The sequence below is a fragment of the Oleiagrimonas soli genome, assembly GCF_000761445.1.
In the GTDB taxonomy this organism is placed as follows: domain Bacteria; phylum Pseudomonadota; class Gammaproteobacteria; order Xanthomonadales; family Rhodanobacteraceae; genus Oleiagrimonas; species Oleiagrimonas soli.
In genome coordinates this window covers 2,353,753-2,369,919 of sequence record NZ_KN196470.1, presented here as the reverse complement: position 1 = coordinate 2,369,919, position 16,167 = coordinate 2,353,753, and the positions used below count along the sequence as shown (strand labels likewise).

At 66.7% G+C, this 16,167-nt stretch carries 16 protein-coding genes; 13 read left to right on the top strand and 3 right to left on the bottom strand.

The window, feature by feature from the left end:
* Positions 1 to 4 precede the first annotated feature (4 nt).
* On the bottom strand, positions 5 to 898 hold the full coding sequence (locus tag LF63_RS10490; RefSeq protein ID WP_043101601.1) for a LysR family transcriptional regulator: 894 nt from the start codon (positions 896 to 898) through the stop codon (positions 5 to 7).
* Between the two features lie 122 nt (positions 899 to 1,020).
* On the opposite strand from LF63_RS10490, the gene trpB reads away from it, so the two are divergent.
* The 4 genes from trpB (at position 1,021) to LF63_RS15290 (ending at position 5,301) form a co-directional block, all read left to right on the top strand.
* Positions 1,021 to 2,229, top strand: a complete 1,209-nt coding sequence (trpB, locus tag LF63_RS10485) for a tryptophan synthase subunit beta (protein WP_043101599.1) — start codon at positions 1,021 to 1,023, stop codon at positions 2,227 to 2,229.
* A 41-nt stretch (positions 2,230 to 2,270) separates the two neighbouring features.
* Positions 2,271 to 3,038 (top strand): tryptophan synthase subunit alpha, encoded by a 768-nt coding sequence (gene trpA / locus LF63_RS10480; protein WP_221265648.1) that lies wholly within the window; start codon positions 2,271 to 2,273, stop codon positions 3,036 to 3,038.
* Positions 3,039 to 3,092: 54 nt separating this feature from the next.
* Positions 3,093 to 3,965 carry an acetyl-CoA carboxylase, carboxyltransferase subunit beta gene (gene accD, locus LF63_RS10475; protein WP_043101596.1) on the top strand — a complete coding sequence of 291 codons (873 nt, stop codon included), beginning with the start codon at positions 3,093 to 3,095 and terminating at the stop codon, positions 3,963 to 3,965.
* 319 nt (positions 3,966 to 4,284) lie between these two features.
* Complete coding sequence (locus tag LF63_RS15290) at positions 4,285 to 5,301, top strand: helix-turn-helix domain-containing protein (protein ID WP_152569314.1); 1,017 nt, start codon at positions 4,285 to 4,287, stop codon at positions 5,299 to 5,301.
* A 369-nt stretch (positions 5,302 to 5,670) separates the two neighbouring features.
* Here LF63_RS15290 and LF63_RS10465 read toward each other — a convergent pair whose 3' ends face one another.
* A complete protein-coding gene (locus tag LF63_RS10465) occupies positions 5,671 to 5,997 on the bottom strand; it encodes a hypothetical protein (RefSeq protein ID WP_043101595.1) in 327 nt (108 codons plus the stop codon).
* Between the two features lie 27 nt (positions 5,998 to 6,024).
* On the opposite strand from LF63_RS10465, the gene LF63_RS10460 reads away from it, so the two are divergent.
* A complete protein-coding gene (locus LF63_RS10460) occupies positions 6,025 to 9,270 on the top strand; it encodes a YadA family autotransporter adhesin (protein ID WP_052394966.1) in 3,246 nt (1,081 codons plus the stop codon).
* A gap of 170 nt (positions 9,271 to 9,440) precedes the next feature.
* Positions 9,441 to 10,154 carry an OmpA family protein gene (locus LF63_RS10455; protein ID WP_235205370.1) on the top strand — a complete coding sequence of 238 codons (714 nt, stop codon included), beginning with the start codon at positions 9,441 to 9,443 and terminating at the stop codon, positions 10,152 to 10,154.
* 45 nt (positions 10,155 to 10,199) lie between these two features.
* Here LF63_RS10455 and LF63_RS16155 read toward each other — a convergent pair whose 3' ends face one another.
* Entirely contained in the window at positions 10,200 to 11,336 is a 1,137-nt protein-coding gene (locus tag LF63_RS16155; RefSeq protein ID WP_052394963.1) for a hypothetical protein, read from the bottom strand.
* A 163-nt stretch (positions 11,337 to 11,499) separates the two neighbouring features.
* On the opposite strand from LF63_RS16155, the gene LF63_RS10445 reads away from it, so the two are divergent.
* The 7 genes from LF63_RS10445 to LF63_RS10420 all read left to right on the top strand — a co-directional run bounded on the left by LF63_RS10445 (position 11,500) and on the right by LF63_RS10420 (position 16,127).
* Positions 11,500 to 11,931 (top strand): DUF4399 domain-containing protein, encoded by a 432-nt coding sequence (locus LF63_RS10445; RefSeq protein ID WP_043101594.1) that lies wholly within the window; start codon positions 11,500 to 11,502, stop codon positions 11,929 to 11,931.
* A 67-nt stretch (positions 11,932 to 11,998) separates the two neighbouring features.
* Complete coding sequence (gene gltX, locus LF63_RS10440) at positions 11,999 to 13,405, top strand: glutamate--tRNA ligase (protein ID WP_043101592.1); 1,407 nt, start codon at positions 11,999 to 12,001, stop codon at positions 13,403 to 13,405.
* An 18-nt stretch (positions 13,406 to 13,423) separates the two neighbouring features.
* On the top strand, positions 13,424 to 13,711 hold the full coding sequence (locus tag LF63_RS10435; protein ID WP_043101591.1) for a hypothetical protein: 288 nt from the start codon (positions 13,424 to 13,426) through the stop codon (positions 13,709 to 13,711).
* Positions 13,712 to 13,745: 34 nt separating this feature from the next.
* On the top strand, positions 13,746 to 14,219 hold the full coding sequence (locus tag LF63_RS10430; RefSeq protein WP_152569313.1) for a transcriptional repressor: 474 nt from the start codon (positions 13,746 to 13,748) through the stop codon (positions 14,217 to 14,219).
* A 349-nt stretch (positions 14,220 to 14,568) separates the two neighbouring features.
* Positions 14,569 to 15,012 (top strand): MerC domain-containing protein, encoded by a 444-nt coding sequence (locus LF63_RS10425; protein WP_052395234.1) that lies wholly within the window; start codon positions 14,569 to 14,571, stop codon positions 15,010 to 15,012.
* Positions 15,013 to 15,058: 46 nt separating this feature from the next.
* Positions 15,059 to 15,241 carry a 30S ribosomal protein THX gene (locus LF63_RS15570; protein WP_235205306.1) on the top strand — a complete coding sequence of 61 codons (183 nt, stop codon included), beginning with the start codon at positions 15,059 to 15,061 and terminating at the stop codon, positions 15,239 to 15,241.
* Positions 15,242 to 15,404: 163 nt separating this feature from the next.
* Positions 15,405 to 16,127 (top strand): hypothetical protein, encoded by a 723-nt coding sequence (locus tag LF63_RS10420; RefSeq protein ID WP_043101587.1) that lies wholly within the window; start codon positions 15,405 to 15,407, stop codon positions 16,125 to 16,127.
* Positions 16,128 to 16,167 lie beyond the last annotated feature (40 nt).

Sequence of the window (16,167 nt, the reverse complement as noted above, 5' to 3'; positions counted from 1 at the left end):
GCGATCAGCCGCCATCCAGGGCCTGGCCCAGCCAGGCGCCGAGCGTGGCGAAGCGCGGGTCGTGGCCGCGTTGTGCCGAGACCAGCGTCCAGGCGGCGTGGGTCGGGCGGAAGCCCCATGGCGCCAGCAGGCGACTGTCGCGCAATTCCTCGGCGACCAGCGGCTGCGGCGCGATGGCGACGCCGAGACCGGCGGCGGCCGCTTCGATCAACTGGTACAGGTGCGCGAAGGCCTGGCCGGTTTGCGGCGGCGCGGCGTCGAGGCCGGCGGCTTCGGCCCAGTCGCGCCAGGCCTGCGGTCGGGAGGTCGTGTGCAGCACGGGTTCGTGCAGAAGCGCTTGCTCGGGGCGATCGCGCAAGGTCGGCCAGCCGGCGTAACGCGGGCTAACCACCGGTCCGATACGCTCGGGCGCCAGTTCCATGATGCGCCAGCCGGCCGGCCAGGGCGGGGCGTCGATCAGCAGGGCGGCGTCGAGCCGCTCCAGGCCTTCGCGTCCGCCGGTGTCCTGCGCGGACAGATGCACCGGTAGGTCGGGCAGATCGCCGCGCAGGCGATCCAGGCGCGGAATCATCCAGCGCGCCAACACGCTGCCTGGGCAGCCGAGTACGAAGGCGGCGTCTTCGTTGCGGTCGGCGTACAGCTCGGCGCAGGCGTCGCGCAGCCGGTCGAAAGACGCCGACACCGCCTCGCGCAGGCGCAGTCCGGCCGGGGTCAGCCGCAGACCGCGGCCGACACGGCGGAATAGCGGGACGCCAAGTTGCGACTCCAGCGCACGAATCTGTCGACTGACGGCGCTGTGCGTCACGTGCAGCTCTTCCGCTGCACGGCTGACACTTTCGCTATGAGCAACCGCTTCAAAGGCTCTCAATGCATTGAGGGAGGGCAGGTTGCGGGGCATCAATGTGTAACTTTTTGTTACATGTTGTGTGCGATCATATCGCTTTTTACGGCGTCCGTGCTGCGCTACGGTGATGCGATGTGGGCACCGTTCCCGACACCTTTCCGCGGATCCATCACAGCATGAAGATCGACAATTACCACGCCTGGCCCGACGTGCAGGGTCGCTTCGGCCGCTACGGTGGCAGCTTCGTCGCCGAGACGCTGATGGCGCCGCTGGCGGAACTGACCGAGGCCTACACGCGCCTGCGCAACGATCCCGAGTTCGTGGCCGAGCTGGACCGCGACCTGGCGCACTACGTCGGCCGGCCCAGCCCGTTGTACTACGCCGAGCGCCTGTCGCGGGACGTCGGCGGCGCGCGCATCGTGCTCAAGCGCGAGGACCTGAACCACACCGGCGCGCACAAGATCAACAACACGGTCGGCCAGGCGCTGCTGGCGCGGCACATGGGCAAGCCGCGCGTGATCGCCGAGACCGGTGCCGGTCAGCACGGCGTGGCGACCGCCACCGTGGCCGCGCGGCTGGGCCTGAAGTGCGTGGTCTACATGGGCGCGACCGACATCGAGCGGCAGAAGATCAACGTCTACCGCATGAAGCTGCTGGGCGCCGAGGTGGTGCCGGTCACGTCCGGGTCGAAGACGCTCAAGGATGCGCTCAACGAGGCGCTGCGCGACTGGGTGACGAACGTCGCCGACACCTTCTACATCATCGGCACCGTGGCCGGGCCGCATCCATATCCGATGATGGTGCGCGACTTCAACGCCATCGTCGGCCGCGAGGCGCGCGCGCAGATGCAGGAACAGTTCGGCCGTTTGCCGGACGTGGTGACGGCCTGCGTCGGCGGCGGTTCCAACGCGATGGGCATCTTCCACGCGTTCCTCAACGACCGCGACGTGCGCCTGGTCGGCGCGGAAGCGGCGGGCGAGGGGCTCGCCAGCGGCCATCACGCGGCCTCGCTGGCGGCCGGTCGCCCGGGCGTACTGCACGGCAACCGCACCTACGTGTTGTGCGACGACGACGGCCAGATCACCGAGACGCACTCGATCTCGGCCGGCCTGGACTATCCCGGCGTCGGCCCGGAGCACGCCTTTCTGAAGGACACCGGACGCGCCGAGTACCTCGGCATCAGCGACGACGAGGCGATGGAGGCGTTCCACCGACTGTGCCGTACCGAAGGCATCCTGCCGGCGCTGGAATCCAGTCATGCCGTCGCGCAGGCGATCAAGCTGGCGCGCGAACTGCCCGAGGACGGACTGGTGCTGTGCAACCTGTCCGGTCGTGGCGACAAGGACGTGCACACCATCGCCGCGCGGGAGGGCATCGAACTGTGAGCGCCGCATCCGACCACCGTCTCGATCGCCGATTCGCTGCGTTGAAAGCGAATGGACGCACCGGCCTCGTGCCGTTCATCACCGCTGGCGATCCGGCCCCGGAACTGACCGTGCCGACCATGCATGCGCTGGTCGCCGCCGGCGCTGACGTGATCGAACTCGGCATGCCGTTCTCCGATCCGATGGCCGACGGTCCGGTGATCCAGCACGCCAGCGAGCGCGCGCTGCGTCATGGCGTCGGCGTGGCGGAGGTTCTCGACTGGGTGCGCGCCTTCCGGCGCGACGATGCGGAAACGCCCGTGGTGTTGATGGGCTATCTCAACCCGGTCGAGATCATGGGCGTGGAGCGTTTCGCGACCGCGGCGGCCGCGGCGGGTGTGGACGGCGTGCTGCTGGTCGATTGCCCGATCGAGGAGGACGCCACCGCCGCGCCACTGCGCGAAGCCGGCCTGCGACGCATCCTGCTGACCGCGCCGACTACCGCCGATGCCCGCCTGCAGCGGGCATGCGAGCTGGCCGAAGGTTTCCTGTACTATGTGTCGTTTGCGGGAATTACCGGTGCGGCCCGCCTGTCGGTGGACGCCATCGCCGAGCGCGTGGCGGATATCCGACAGCGTTCGCGGGCGCCGGTAGCCGTCGGTTTTGGGGTGAGGGACGCCGACAGCGCGCGGGCCATCGCGGCCTTTGCCGATGCCGTGGTGATCGGCAGCGCGTTGGTCGAGTCGCTGGCCGGAGCCACGGACGCCGCGCAGGTCGAGCAACGGGTGCGAGCGTTCCTGAAGCCGATCCGCGCCGCGCTGGATCGATGATTCCTGCGGTGGACAACGTGTTGAACGGGTGCGCAGGCATCCCGGAGAGCGAAGATGAACTGGCTGCAGAAATTGATGAATCCGCGCATCCGCACCGATTCCGGCAACGGCAACGGAAAGAGCAAGGTGCCGGAGGGCGTGTGGGAGAAGTGCAAGGGATGCGGTGCGGTGGTGTACCGGCCCGAGTTGGAGCGTCAGCTGATGGTCTGCCCGAAGTGCGGCCATCATCACGCGATCGCTGCGCGCACGCGACTGCAGGCGCTGTTGGACGAAGGCACCTGCGCCGAGCTGTTCGCGGATCTGGAGCCAACCGATCCGCTGAAGTTCAAGGATTCCAAGAAGTATCGCGACCGTATTGTCGCCGCGCAGAAGGCGACCGGCGAGAAGGACGCGCTGATCGTCATGCGCGGCCTGCTGAAGTCGCGACCGCTGATGGCCGCGTCGTTCGAGTTCCGCTACATGGGCGGCTCGATGGGTTCGGTGGTCGGCGAGAAGTTCACTCGCGCTGCGGAACGCGCGCTGGCCGAGCGCATTCCCTTCGTGTGCTTCACGGCCACCGGCGGCGCGCGCATGCAGGAAGGCCTGTTCTCGCTGATGCAGATGGCCAAGACGTCCGCCGCGCTGGGTCGTCTGCGCGCGGCCGGCGTGCCGTACATCTCGGTGCTGACGCATCCGACCACGGGCGGCGTGTCGGCCAGCTTCGCGATGCTGGGCGATCTCAACATCGGCGAACCGAAGGCGCTGATCGGCTTTGCCGGTCCCCGCGTCATCGAGCAGACGGTGCGCGAGACGCTGCCGGAAGGCTTCCAGCGTTCGGAATTCCTGCTGGAACATGGCGCGTTGGACATGATCGTCGACCGCCGCGAGATGCGCGACAAATTGGCCGACGTGCTGGCGCTGCTGACCCGTTCCGAACGGGTGGCCTGAGTCGTCGCGCGGCAAGTGACATCCGGATCGTCGCGTATCGGGGGGTAGGCGACGGCCCGCAGGACGGCATGCAATCGTCTTCATGCGTGTCGCCCTTGAGCTGGACAACGGTAAGTGCTAGGAATGAATACGGTTCGTTGTGCGACGATGTATCGCGGCGGGCGTTTCTCGTTCGTCACGGACCGGAAGAGTGGGTCGCCACGCATCCCTTGCGGGGGTGGCGACTGGGCGAATCTCGGGGAGGGCGCATGTCGGAGGCTGATTCCACAGGAAAGCGTTGCATGATCGCAGCGCGCGCGAACGGCAACGGGAGCGCGACATGAACGCCATCATGAGCAACGAGTGGCGCAGGGACATGCGCGATCCGGATCTTCACGCGTTGGGCAGTCTGCTTCGCGTGTGCGGCATGGCCGTCACGCCGCTGACGCCCGCGCCCATGCGCGCGGTGTTCGGCTCCGACGAGTATGGCGACACCGTACTGTGCAGCGCCCGCTACGACTTCCCTCTGCGCACGCGTTTTCGTCTGCCGGAAGACCGCTTCCTGATCGCCTACGTGCATGAAGCGGGCGAGTCGAGCTGGGTCGGCGGCGAAAAGCTCGAAACCGGCATGGTGCTGGTCGGCATGCCGGGCAGCCGCGGCGAACTGCGGCTGGGCGAGGGCACCAGCTGGAGTCTGCTGGTTTCCTCGGGTGCGCACCTGCGCCGCGAGTTGACGCGACTCGACCACTACGCGGAATCGACTTCGCGTCGTCTGCAGCGTCTGCTCCCGGACCAGGATTCGGAAGCCGGCGAGCGCCTGCGCAGCGCCTTCGACTGCATGCGCCTGCGCTTCATCGAGCAGCGCCACGACATCAATCTGAAGGCGATGCTGGAGAATCTGAAGTCGCATCTGTTCGCCGATGTCGCTTCGCTGTTCCCCGGCGTGCCGGATACGTCCCGCACGCGCCATTCGCACTATCTGGTGCTGCGCCGCGTCGAGAACTTCATCGCGGCCAATCTGCGCCATGAAATCCGCCTGCGCGATCTGTGCGACGCCGGCTCGGCGAGCGAGCGCAATCTGCGCTACATCTTTGAAGAGTTTCTAGGAATTTCTCCTAATCACTACCTCTCCACGCTGCGTTTGTGCGAGGCGAGAAGGCTCCTGAGCGAGGCTCAACCGGAGCACAACACAGTGCGCGCAATCGCATTGGAATGCGGTTTGTGGGACCTCTCGCGCTTCGCTGAAAGCTACCGCCAACTGTTCGGCGAACTGCCGAGCGAGACCCTGAAGGTGCGCAAGGCATCTTTGCCGGAATCGCGCACTCCCTACCTGTCCCCGAGTATCCAATACACCTGAAGGCCGGTTCGTCCGGCGCACGTCGCAGGAAGCGGCGTGTAAGGCTGAAGACGGTTCGCGCCGTTCCTAAGCAAGTGTAACGGCGTGATGCCGCCGACAGTCGGATACGGACCATGACGGTCCGTTGACTCGAGGCAAGGGGGCATCATGGATGAGATAGGCAGGATGCTTGACGGGCGGATCGGCCAAGCTTGGCGCACGCTCGCGCGACACGCACGACGTGTCGTGGAATTTCCCCGGAAGAGTTGCGCGTGCGTCGCACAGGGAAGATGGCGATGGCGTGTTGTGCGATTGGGACTCGCTGTGACACTGGCGCCCGTCCTTGTGATGGGTTTCGTGAACGCAGCCATGGCCAAGGACGGCCCTTCTTCATCGCAGGTATCGTCCGCCGCGCAGAGCGATGATGATGCCGCTCCTGGACATCTCACGCTTGCGGGTGATGCCGATATCCGCGCCGCGCTGGCGGCGCGAGCCGCGTCCTCGACGCGCAGTCTGGCCGGCATGCCTGGTTACGCCGCCTTGCAGACCGTACGCGCGGAGCGGCGACACAATCGCCAGGAAACCGCGCAGATTCGTCATCCGCAATCGCACATGCGGCAGGTGGCCCGCACCGATGCCGGTAAGCAAGCGTTGAGCGAGGGCGAAGACGAGACGCATCCAGCGCTCGAGCCAGCCCGCTTGCTTGCGGATGTGCATGCCGCGCCGTTGTGGGGACCCTTCTCGTTGCAGTGGCGTTTCGTCGGCATGCCGGTCACCTTCGACGTGGGCGATGCGCGTGTGCTGGCTTCTTCCGCGACGACGCCTTCGTCGCTGTCTTCGCAGACGCTGGAACCTACGGCTGTATCGACCGCGAAGGTCGTGGCAGACACCCGCGCGGACGCGTCGCCGTCCACGTCATCGTTTGCCATGACGGGCACGCCGACGGCGGCATCTTTCGGCGCCACACTGCTCGCGGTGACGCCGACGGCGCTGCCGGTCGGAGATTCCCGCAGGCCGCCGCCGCCGGAATCGCCAGCGCCGGGTCTGGTGATCGGCACCGGAGGCTTGACCGGCGCCACCGGCGGCGCCATCGATCCGGTGACCACGGCCTTGCTCGATCCGAACAATCCGTACTACGAGTCGGGCGCCCTGAAGCTGTCAAAGGACAACGTCACCACCGCATATGGCGGCGGCGTCACGATCACCGTGCTGGGCCTTCCGGTCACGGTTCCGATCAGCGTGGAGAACACGCTGACCGCCGCCGACGGCACGGTGTTCGGCACCGGAGCCAACCAGCATCTGACGTTGCTGGGCGGCGTGACCTCGGACAGCTACATCACCAATATCAACAACGGCGCCACCAACGGCGGCATCATCAACAGCTCCGATCCGGCCTGGTCCGACAGCTGCCTGAACGCCGACATCGGCGGTCTGGTCGGCGTCGACGTGCCGTGCTGGGGCGTCAATGCCGCGCAGAACAATCAGGTGCTGATCGGCGACGGTGCCTATGCGAACGGCTCCGAGGAAGTGGTCATCGGCACCGACGCGCGTCATTCGCTGGCGTCGGTGGACGCCAACACCGTGTTTCCGGGCGACGGCAATCGCGACAGCGTCACCGACCCGATGGGCGTACCGGATTCGGATTACCAGAGCCGTCTCGGCCATTCGGTGGTGATCGGCGACAACGCCAACGGCACGGCCAACGCACAGACCATCCTCGGCGCCAATGCCAGTTCCACTCAGCCCAACAGCGTCGCGCTGGGCTACGGCTCGGTCGCCAGTCGCGCGCCGGCGAGCGGGTATACCGATGCCTTCGGTCTGATCGGCATGGCGCAGGATTCGGCCGGTGCGGTGTCGATTGGCGCGGACGGCTACAACCGCCAGATCACGCATCTGGCCGCCGGTCAGCAGGATTACGACGCGGTCAACGTGCTGCAGCTGCGCACCGCGATTTCGTCGGTCGACGCTGCCACCAGCCTCGCCGTCCTGTACGACGACGACGGCACGGGCAATCCGAGCAATTCGGTGACTCTGGTCGGCGACGGCAGCGGTGCGCCGGTGAGCATCCACAACCTGGCGGCGGGCACGGTCGACAGCACGAGTGCGGACGCCATCAACGGCAGCCAGCTATACGACACCAACAGCACCGTTGCGCAGTATCTCGGCGGCACCACGGCCTACGACTCGGCTACCGGTATGTGGACGGCACCGAGCTTCGTCATCACCAGCATCGACGGCAGCGGCAACGGAACCACGTCGACCTACAACAACGTCACCGACGCGTTTGCCGCTCTGGACGGTTCGCTGACCAACGTCAACAGCCGCATCGACAACATCAGCAACGGTGCCGGCATCATGTATTTCCACGCGCATTCCACGGCCGCGGATTCGCAGGCCGTCGGTGTGGGCAGCGTGGCTATCGGCGGCGACGCCGTGGCGACCGGCGACGGAAGTATGGCCGCGGGCAGCGGCGCGCAGGCTGAAACCGTCAACGCGATCGCCATCGGCAGTACGGCCACGGCGCGAGGCGGGCAGTCGGTTTCGCTCGGTGCCGGCAATATTGCCGACGGCAACGGGGCCGTGTCGATCGGCGACCCCAATGTCGCGACCGGCGATGGCGCCGTCGCACTGGGCATGGACAACACTGCCACCGGTAACGGCGCGATTGCCATCGGTCAGACCAACAGCGCCATCGGCGATGGCGCCGTGGCCATGGGGATCAGCGCGCAGTCCAGCGCGACCGGTGCGCTGGCGTTCGGCAACGGCGCCACGGCCTCGGTGGTCGGCGGCGTGGCGCTGGGCAGCGGTTCCGTGGCGGACCGCACCGGCGCCGGCGTGGAGCTGTTCAGCGGTGCGGCGATTCCGGCCGAAGGCGCGGTCTCGGTTGGCGCCTCGGGCGCCGAGCGGCAGATCACCAACGTCGCCGGCGGCACGGCGGATACCGACGCCGTCAACGTGCGTCAGCTCCGCGCCGTGGACAACAAGATCACTGGTCTGAGTGATCTGGCGGTGACCTACGACGACATCACGCGTTCGCAAGTGACCCTCAACAGCGGCGGCGCGGCCGTGCTGGTGACCAACCTTGCGCCCGGCGCGATCACGGCCGTCAGCACCGATGCCATCAACGGTGCGCAGTTGTACTACTGGACCCAGGACACTGGCAACATCTACAGCAACATTCGCCTGTACAACTACATCCAGAATCTCAGCAGCGGCGGTACCGTGAGCGGCCCGTTCGTGGTCAACAACAGCAACGGCCTGCCGCCACCGAACGCCTCGGGCGACAACTCCGCTGCCGGCGGTTCCGGCGCCACGGCCTCGGGTAGCGACAGCACCGCGGTGGGCAACGGCGCGACGGCCAGCGCGTCCAACGCCGTTGCGCTGGGTGCGGGTTCCGTCGCCGACCGCGACAACACGGTATCGGTCGGCGCCGACGGCAACGAACGCCAGATCACCCATGTCGCCGCCGGCACCGAAGCCACCGACGCGGTCAACGTCGAGCAGTTGCAGGCGTCGACCCAGGGCACGGTGCGCTACGACACCACGACGCAGAACCAGGTCGATTACAGCAACGTCACGCTCGGCGGACCGAACGGCGGCACGACCACGATCCACAACGTCGCCGCGGGCACCGCGCCGACCGACGCCGTCAATGTCAGTCAGCTCAACAACGGCATCGATCAGGCGGTGAGCTGGGCCAACCAGTACACCGATCAGCAGGTCGCCGGCTTCAACGATCGCCTCAGCCGGGTCAACCAGCACGCCCAGGCGGGCGTGGCGTCGGCGATGGCGATGGCCGGTCTGCCGCAGGCCTATCTGCCCGGGCGCAACATGGCATCGGTCGCCGCGGGCAGCTTCCATGGCGAGTCCAGCATCGCGGTCGGCGTTTCGATGATTTCCGACAACGGACGCTGGGTCTACAAGCTCAGCGGCACCGCCAACACGCGCGGAGACACCGGCATGTCCGTCGGCGCGGGGATCCAGTGGTGAGCGGGCGCGCACTTCGACATTCGCGAGATATCGCCAGGCCGCTGCGGAAGGTAAGCGTGCGATGGCGCATCGCGTGGTCGCTGTTGGCGTGTGCAGCGTGTCTCGGACTGTATGGTTGCGGCACAGTCAGCAAAGGCATCGCGACCGACGGTAGGAGCGCGCAGCATTTGGTGTTTCCCGATCCGGCCGACGCGATGGTCAAGGGCGGCACCTTTCCGAACGTGGAGAACCTGCGCGCGATGGCGCCGGGCATGACCAAGCATCAGCTGTACACGATGTTCGGTCCTCCGCATTTCCATGAAGGCGTGTGGGGCGTGCGCGAATGGGATTACTTGTTCAACTTCCGCGTGCGCAACGGCGAACATCCGTTCGTGACGTGCGAGTACAAGATCCTGTTCGACAAGCACGATATCGCGCAGAGCTTCTACTGGAAGCCTGCCAGCTGCGCCGACCTGATCGCCGAGCCGGCGCCGGTGGCGGCTGCACGCCATCCCGAGCCGGCGCCCGAGCCGGTGCAGCGTTTCACGTTCTCGACCGACACGCTGTTCGGGTTCGACGCCACACGGCTGACACCGACCGGGCAGCATCAGCTCGATGCGATGCTGGATCGCATTCGACAGTATGGTCGGGTCAGCCGCATGCAGGTCACCGGCTATACCGATCGCATCGGGTCGGCGACCTACAACCTCGATCTTTCGCGCAAGCGTGCGCAGAGCGTGCGCGATTACCTGGTCGGCGAAGGAGTTGCCGATGCCATCATCCAGGCGCAGGGACGCGGCGAACAGGATCCGCTGGTCACGTGCACGAACACGCAGCGTGTGCCGCTGGTGCGTTGTCTGGCGCCCAACCGCCGCGTCGAGGTTGTCGGTGAAGTCGCCCGCTAGGCGGGCGACACGCGCCGGACGATCCGGATCGACGTTGGACGAAGTTCAGGCCGAGGCTTCGCGGGCGTTGCGCGAGAACGAGCGACGCAGACGGCCAAGCACGTTCGAGGTCGAGTTGTCGGTCGGTTCGGCAGCGCCTTCGGGGGCCACGTAGCCCGCCACGTAGTAGGCGTTGATGAAGCCGGCGACGTCACCGACCGGCGACTTGGCGGCGTCGGCGATCTCTTCCAGCGTGGCCGGCTGCTTCATCATCGCCGTGGCGATGCGGAAGTGGCGCGGGAATTCGCGTTCGATCTGCGGCCAGCGCGTCAGACGCCAGGTCGAAGCCGGATCCAGATGCGGCGCCAGTTCGCCATGGCTCGCGCACAGCGCGGCGAACCACAGCAGGCGCACGATCGGCTGCTCGGGACCGGCATGCTGCACGGCGGCGTCCTGTGCGCTGACCGGGCGGATGCGGCTGGCAGGCACGTCCAGCAGCTTCTCGATCGACTTCAGCTGCGGCGGCGCACGGTAGATGTTGTTGATCGGGTCGATGGCCAGCTTCGCGTCGCCTGCCGCGCCCTCGACCAGCACCATGTCGGTGATGGCGCCGTCCAGCAGCAGCGTGCCCAGCGTTTCGTCGCGCGCCGGTTGTGCCGGCGCGGGTTTGACCGTTTCGGTGGCCTGCACCGGTGCGGCGGGTTTCGGCGCGGTCTTGGCCGGCGCGGCCGGTGAGGCGGCGACCGGCGCCGGAGCCACAGCGGGTGCCGGGGCCGGTTTCTCGGCCGGCGTGGGCATCGGGGCAGGCGCCTGCGGTACGGCCTTGGCTTCCGGCTTCGGCGTCGGCGGCGCGCTCGCCGCCTGATGCTTGGCCGGTTCCGGCTTGCGAGCGGCGGGAGCGCCGTTCTGCACATCCAGCAGCATCTGGATCAACTTGTCGCTATTCAGCGGCTTCTGCAGCAGCAGGTCGCAGTCGCGCATGGAAGACTGTTCGGTGTACGCGGCGCACAGGCGATCCTCGGCGACGGCGCGCAGCCAGTCCATGTGGCCCCAGACACTATCGACATCGATGATCAGCAGATCGCTGCTGCCGCCCTCGGACGGGCTCCATTTGCCGAGCTTGGGCGACTCGATGGCGGCAAAAACCTGCTTGGCGTCGGTCTCGGAGAGTCCCGACAAGGCGATGGTGTAGAAAGTCTTCAATGAAATTCCCCCTGCGAATGGCCGCGGAAATCGGCGGCGGCCAAGCGATCAGCTGCACATTGTGGCCTTATTTGCGCGTGGGTCAATGCCGACGACTGGACAGCGGCGTGAATTTGTCCCAGAAAGGGAGTCGTCCACGGCCAGCGTTCGACGGAGGGGTACGATGAAACGAGCTTTCCTGCTAGCGATTCTGACCACGGCATGTACCGCGGCCATGGCGGCGCAACCCGTGCTGCAGGCCACCACGCGGCCGAGCGATGCAAAGGTCTACATCGTGTCGCCGCGCGATGGCGCCACGGTGCCGCGGACCTTTACCGTGCGCTTCGGTCTGCGCGGCATGGGGGTGGCGCCGGCTGGCGTGGAGCGGGCCGATACCGGGCATCATCATCTGCTGATCGACGTGAAAACGCTGCCCGCGGCCGGACAGGCGATTCCTGCCGACGCCCATCATCGGCACTTCGGCGGCGGCCAGACCGAGACCGTGCTGACCTTGTCGCCGGGGACGCACACGCTGCAACTGGAGCTTGCCGACAGCCGCCATGTGCCGTTCGCGACGCCGTTGCTCTCGCGCAAGATCACCGTGCATGTGAAGTAGGGCACGCGAACGCGAGCGGCGCGCGGTCTGGTATCCTGACGGGCTTGTTCCGAGGCCTTTTGCGATCATGAGCGTGCGCACCCGATTCGCCCCCAGTCCGACCGGTTTCCTGCATATTGGCGGCGCCCGTACGGCGCTGTACTGCTGGCTCGAGGCTCGCCATCACGGCGGCAGTTTCGTGCTGCGCGTCGAGGACACGGACCGCGAGCGTTCGACCGACGAGGCGGTACAAGCGATTCTGGACGGCATGCGCTGGCTGGGCCTGGACGCCGACGAGGGTCCGTTCTACCAGACCGAGCGTCTGGATCGGTATCGCGAAGTCGCCGAGCAGTTGCTCGCGGCCGGCAAGGCGTATTACGCCTACGAGACGCCGCAGGAGATCGACGCCATGCGCGAGGCCGCGCGGGCGAAGGGCGAGAAGCCGCGCTACAACGGCTACTACCGCGACCGCAACGAGCCGTATCGCGACGATCCCCACCGCGTGATCCGCTTCAAGAACCCGCAGAGCGGGTCGGTGGTGTTCCACGACAAGGTCAAGGGCCGCATCGAGTGGTCCAACACCGAGCTGGACGATTTCGTGCTGTTCCGCTCCGACGGTTTTCCGACCTACAACTTCGCCGTGGTCGTGGACGACCTCGACATGGGCATTACCGAGGTGATCCGCGGCGACGATCACGTCAACAACACGCCGCGCCAGATCAACGTGTACGAAGCGCTCGGCGCGCCGGTACCGACCTTCGCGCATCTGCCGATGATCCTCGGCGAGGACGGCCAGAAGCTGTCCAAGCGCCACGGCGCCGTCGGCGTGATGCAGTACCGCGAGGACGGCTACCTGCCGCATGCGCTGTTGAACTATCTGGTGCGTCTGGGCTGGTCGCACGGCGATCAGGAAATCTTCTCGATCGAGGAGATGGTCCGTCTGTTCGACATCGCCGACGTCAACGCCTCGGCGGCGCGTTTCGACATGGCCAAGCTGGGCTGGCTGAACCAGCAGTACCTGAAGAACGAGGATCCGGCCCGCATCGCCCCCGAGCTCGAATGGCATCTGCGCCGCATCGGCATCGATCCGTCGACCGGCCCCGCGCCGGCGGAAGTGGTGCCGGCGCTGTGCGATCGCGTGCAGACGCTCAAGGACATGGCCGAGCGCGCGCGCGTCTGGTACGCACCGATTGCCGAGTGGGACGACAAGGCCGTGGCCAAGCACCTGAAGTCGGCCACGGCGTCGGCCGTGCTGGAGGCGGCGCGCGACGGTCTGCGTACGCTCGATGCCTGGCAGCCGGAGCCGATCCATGAACTGGTGCAGCGGATCGCCGAACGGCTGGAGCTGGGCATGGGCAAGGTCGCGCAGCCGCTGCGCGTGGCGCTGACCGGCACCCAGGTGTCGCCGTCGATCGATCACACGATCTATCTTGCCGGTCGCGACGAGGCGATCCGTCGCGTGGAGCACGCGCTGGCGATCAGCCGCGCCGGATGATCGTGCGCGGACAGCGTCATGGGTGAGCTGCTGCAACGCGCGACCCGTGGCGTGGACCTGTCCGCGCCGGATGCCGCCTGGCACATCTTCCACAACCTGATGGCGATGCTGCCGTGGACGGCGCTGCTGTGGTTCACGCTGGTCAGCGCGGTGCTCGGCGCCATCGTCGGCTGGTGGCGCGGGCGTTTCTGGACCGGCATCTTCATCAGTCTCGTCATCGGACCGCTGGGACTGCTGATCCTGTGGGCCTTGCCTTCGCGCCGCGTGCGCCCCACATCGGATGACGAGCCTCCGCCGTCGCAGTGATACGATGGCGTCACGACAAGCCGCTGCGCATCCGATGACTGTTTTCTCGCACAAGCCGCATCACCATGACCACGATGCCGAGCATTTCGTGGAGCAGGTCGTGCGCGCCAGTCGCGAGCGCGGCTTGCGGTTGACGCCGCTGCGTCGGGAAGTGCTGGAGCTGGTCGCCGCTTCCGAGAAGCCGGCCAAGGCCTACGATCTGCTCGACCGTCTGCGCGAACGTCACGGCAACGCCGCGCCGCCCACGGTCTATCGCGCGTTGGATTTCCTGCTCCAGCACGGCTTTATCCACAAGCTCGAATCCGTCAACGCCTACGTGCACTGTCCGCATCCGGCGCAGTCGCATCAGGTGCCGTTCCTGATCTGCGACAAGTGCGACAGCGCGGTCGAGGTGTGCGACGGCCGCGTGGCCGAACTGATCACGGCGCAAGCCGATGCGCTTGGCTTCACGCCGCAGGACCAGACGCTGGAAGTGCACGGCGTGTGCAAGGACTGCCGCGAGTCCTGAGTCCGCGCATTGCGGCATCCCATGTTCTCTTTGAGCCTGCCTGCCCATGAAAGAGGGCGTGGCAGCGAACTGCCACGCCCTGGATCGGCGGAAGCGGGGAGAGAGAGGAGTGCCCCGCCGATGGGTGCCTGTACCGATGCCTGGTTTTGGGGAACGACCGATACATGTTGCAGGCACGGGGAGTGCCTTGGCACGGGGTCTACGTTATAATGTAACAGCAGCAGAGTAAATACTCTGCCTGAGTATTTTTGTTGATCTGCGTTCCGTTGCCGAAACGGCCCGTACTCGCCGAGACGCATGCGTCCCGGGCGGTGTAGGCCGTGCAGCGGTCGCTTCGGAGACGATGGCCATGCAGCATGAGAATCCCGCGATCCGTGAAGCCCCCGTCAAATCGGGCGGCTGGTGGCTCGTGGCCGACCGTCTGGGCGCCGCGGCCTCGTTCCTGTGTGCGGTGCATTGTGCGCTGCTGCCGTTCGTCATCGCGCTGCTGCCGCTGGTCGGGCTGGAGTTCCTGGCCGATCACGCCTTCGAGCGCGGCTTCGTGCTCTTCGCGGCCACGCTCGCCACGATCACGCTGGTGACCGGTCGCCGCAAGCACGGACAGCGCTGGCCGCTGATGCTGGCCGTGCCGGGGCTGCTGCTGCTGGTGCTGGGCGTGACCGTCGTCGACTTGTCGGCGCACACGGCCGTGCACAGTGTGATGGTGACTTGCGGCGGCCTGCTCGTCGCCTCCGCGCATGTGTGCAACTTGCGCCTGGTCTACCGTTCCCACGCCTTGCATCACGCGCACTGAACGCCCCCTCCGCGGGGTGATGCGTTGTGCGGTGCGAAGCACTACCATGACCGTGTTCGTTCACCACCAAGGAGCACTGCACATGGGCAAGGGCGACAAGCGTACCCGCAAGGGCAAGATCTATCGCGGTTCGCACGGCAATACGCGTCCGCGCAAGGGCAAGAGCACGGCGGCGGCTGCCGCTCCGGCGGCTCCCGCGCGCAAGACCGCGCGCAAGAAAGCCTCGTAGGCGAGTTCCGCGAATATATGCATCTGAAAAGGCCCCGCATGCGGGGCCTTTTCGCGTCTGGCGATGCGGTGCGGGACATGCCGCGGATGCGGCGTCGGGGTATGCTCCGCCAGGCCGTGCCCCATGCGGCGCGCGCACTGTGCGGATGTCTCGGGAGAAGACCATGAAGCCGATGTACGGCCAGCGTCTGCTGGCCATCTATGCCGGCGTGCTCACGCTGCTGGTGGTGGCCGCGTTGCTCAGCGGTTTCGTCGGCGCGCCGCAGCGGGCGACGTTCGATGCGTTGACGGTGCACCGCATCGATGTGGTGGAGCCGGACGGTACCTTGCGCATGGTGATCTCCGATCAGGCGCGTTTCCCCGGACTCATCGTCCGGGGTAAGCACTACGCGCACGATCGCCCGACCGCCGGCATGCTGTTCTACAACAACGAAGGCACCGAGAACGGAGGGCTGATCTTTGGTGGTTACACGGACAAGAACGGCAAAGTGAAGTCCTGGGGACATCTGAGCTTCGACCAGTACATGCAGGATCAGGTGTTCACCATCGATGCCAGCGATGTCGACGGCAAGCGCACCGCCGGGCTGGAGCTGATCGACCGCCCGACGTATCCGATCACTGAAATCGTCGCGTTGATGCAGCGCATGCGCGGCATGTCGGACGTGCAACGCGAGGCTGCCCTGCATGCGTTCCAGGCCAGCCATCCGTCTCCGAGCAAGCGGCTGGTCATGGCGCGCGCACCCGACGGCGGCGTCTCGTTGGGCTTGAACGATCGGCGCGGGCATCCGCGGATCGTGCTCGAGGTCGCCGCCGACGGTACGCCGTCGATCCGCATGTTGGATGCCAACGGCACGGTGGTGAGCGCCTTGCGTCCATCGAAGCCGTGATGGCGAGGAAGGCCGGAAGCGAGATGGGATGCCGGGAGCG

Bases quoted from the DNA above. Each gene is read 5' to 3' on its own strand.
- LF63_RS10490 (WP_043101601.1), bottom strand. From the start codon at position 898: ATGCCCCGCAACCTGCCCTCCCTCAATGCATTGAGAGCCTTTGAAGCG.
- trpB (WP_043101599.1), top strand. From the start codon at position 1,021: ATGAAGATCGACAATTACCACGCCTGGCCCGACGTGCAGGGTCGCTTC.
- accD (WP_043101596.1), top strand. From the start codon at position 3,093: ATGAACTGGCTGCAGAAATTGATGAATCCGCGCATCCGCACCGATTCC.
- LF63_RS15290 (WP_152569314.1), top strand. From the start codon at position 4,285: ATGAACGCCATCATGAGCAACGAGTGGCGCAGGGACATGCGCGATCCG.
- LF63_RS10465 (WP_043101595.1), bottom strand. From the start codon at position 5,997: ATGCACATCCGCAAGCAAGCGGGCTGGCTCGAGCGCTGGATGCGTCTC.
- LF63_RS10445 (WP_043101594.1), top strand. From the start codon at position 11,500: ATGAAACGAGCTTTCCTGCTAGCGATTCTGACCACGGCATGTACCGCG.
- gltX (WP_043101592.1), top strand. From the start codon at position 11,999: ATGAGCGTGCGCACCCGATTCGCCCCCAGTCCGACCGGTTTCCTGCAT.
- LF63_RS10435 (WP_043101591.1), top strand. From the start codon at position 13,424: ATGGGTGAGCTGCTGCAACGCGCGACCCGTGGCGTGGACCTGTCCGCG.
- LF63_RS10430 (WP_152569313.1), top strand. From the start codon at position 13,746: ATGACTGTTTTCTCGCACAAGCCGCATCACCATGACCACGATGCCGAG.
- LF63_RS10425 (WP_052395234.1), top strand. From the start codon at position 14,569: ATGCAGCATGAGAATCCCGCGATCCGTGAAGCCCCCGTCAAATCGGGC.
- LF63_RS15570 (WP_235205306.1), top strand. From the start codon at position 15,059: ATGACCGTGTTCGTTCACCACCAAGGAGCACTGCACATGGGCAAGGGC.
- LF63_RS10420 (WP_043101587.1), top strand. From the start codon at position 15,405: ATGAAGCCGATGTACGGCCAGCGTCTGCTGGCCATCTATGCCGGCGTG.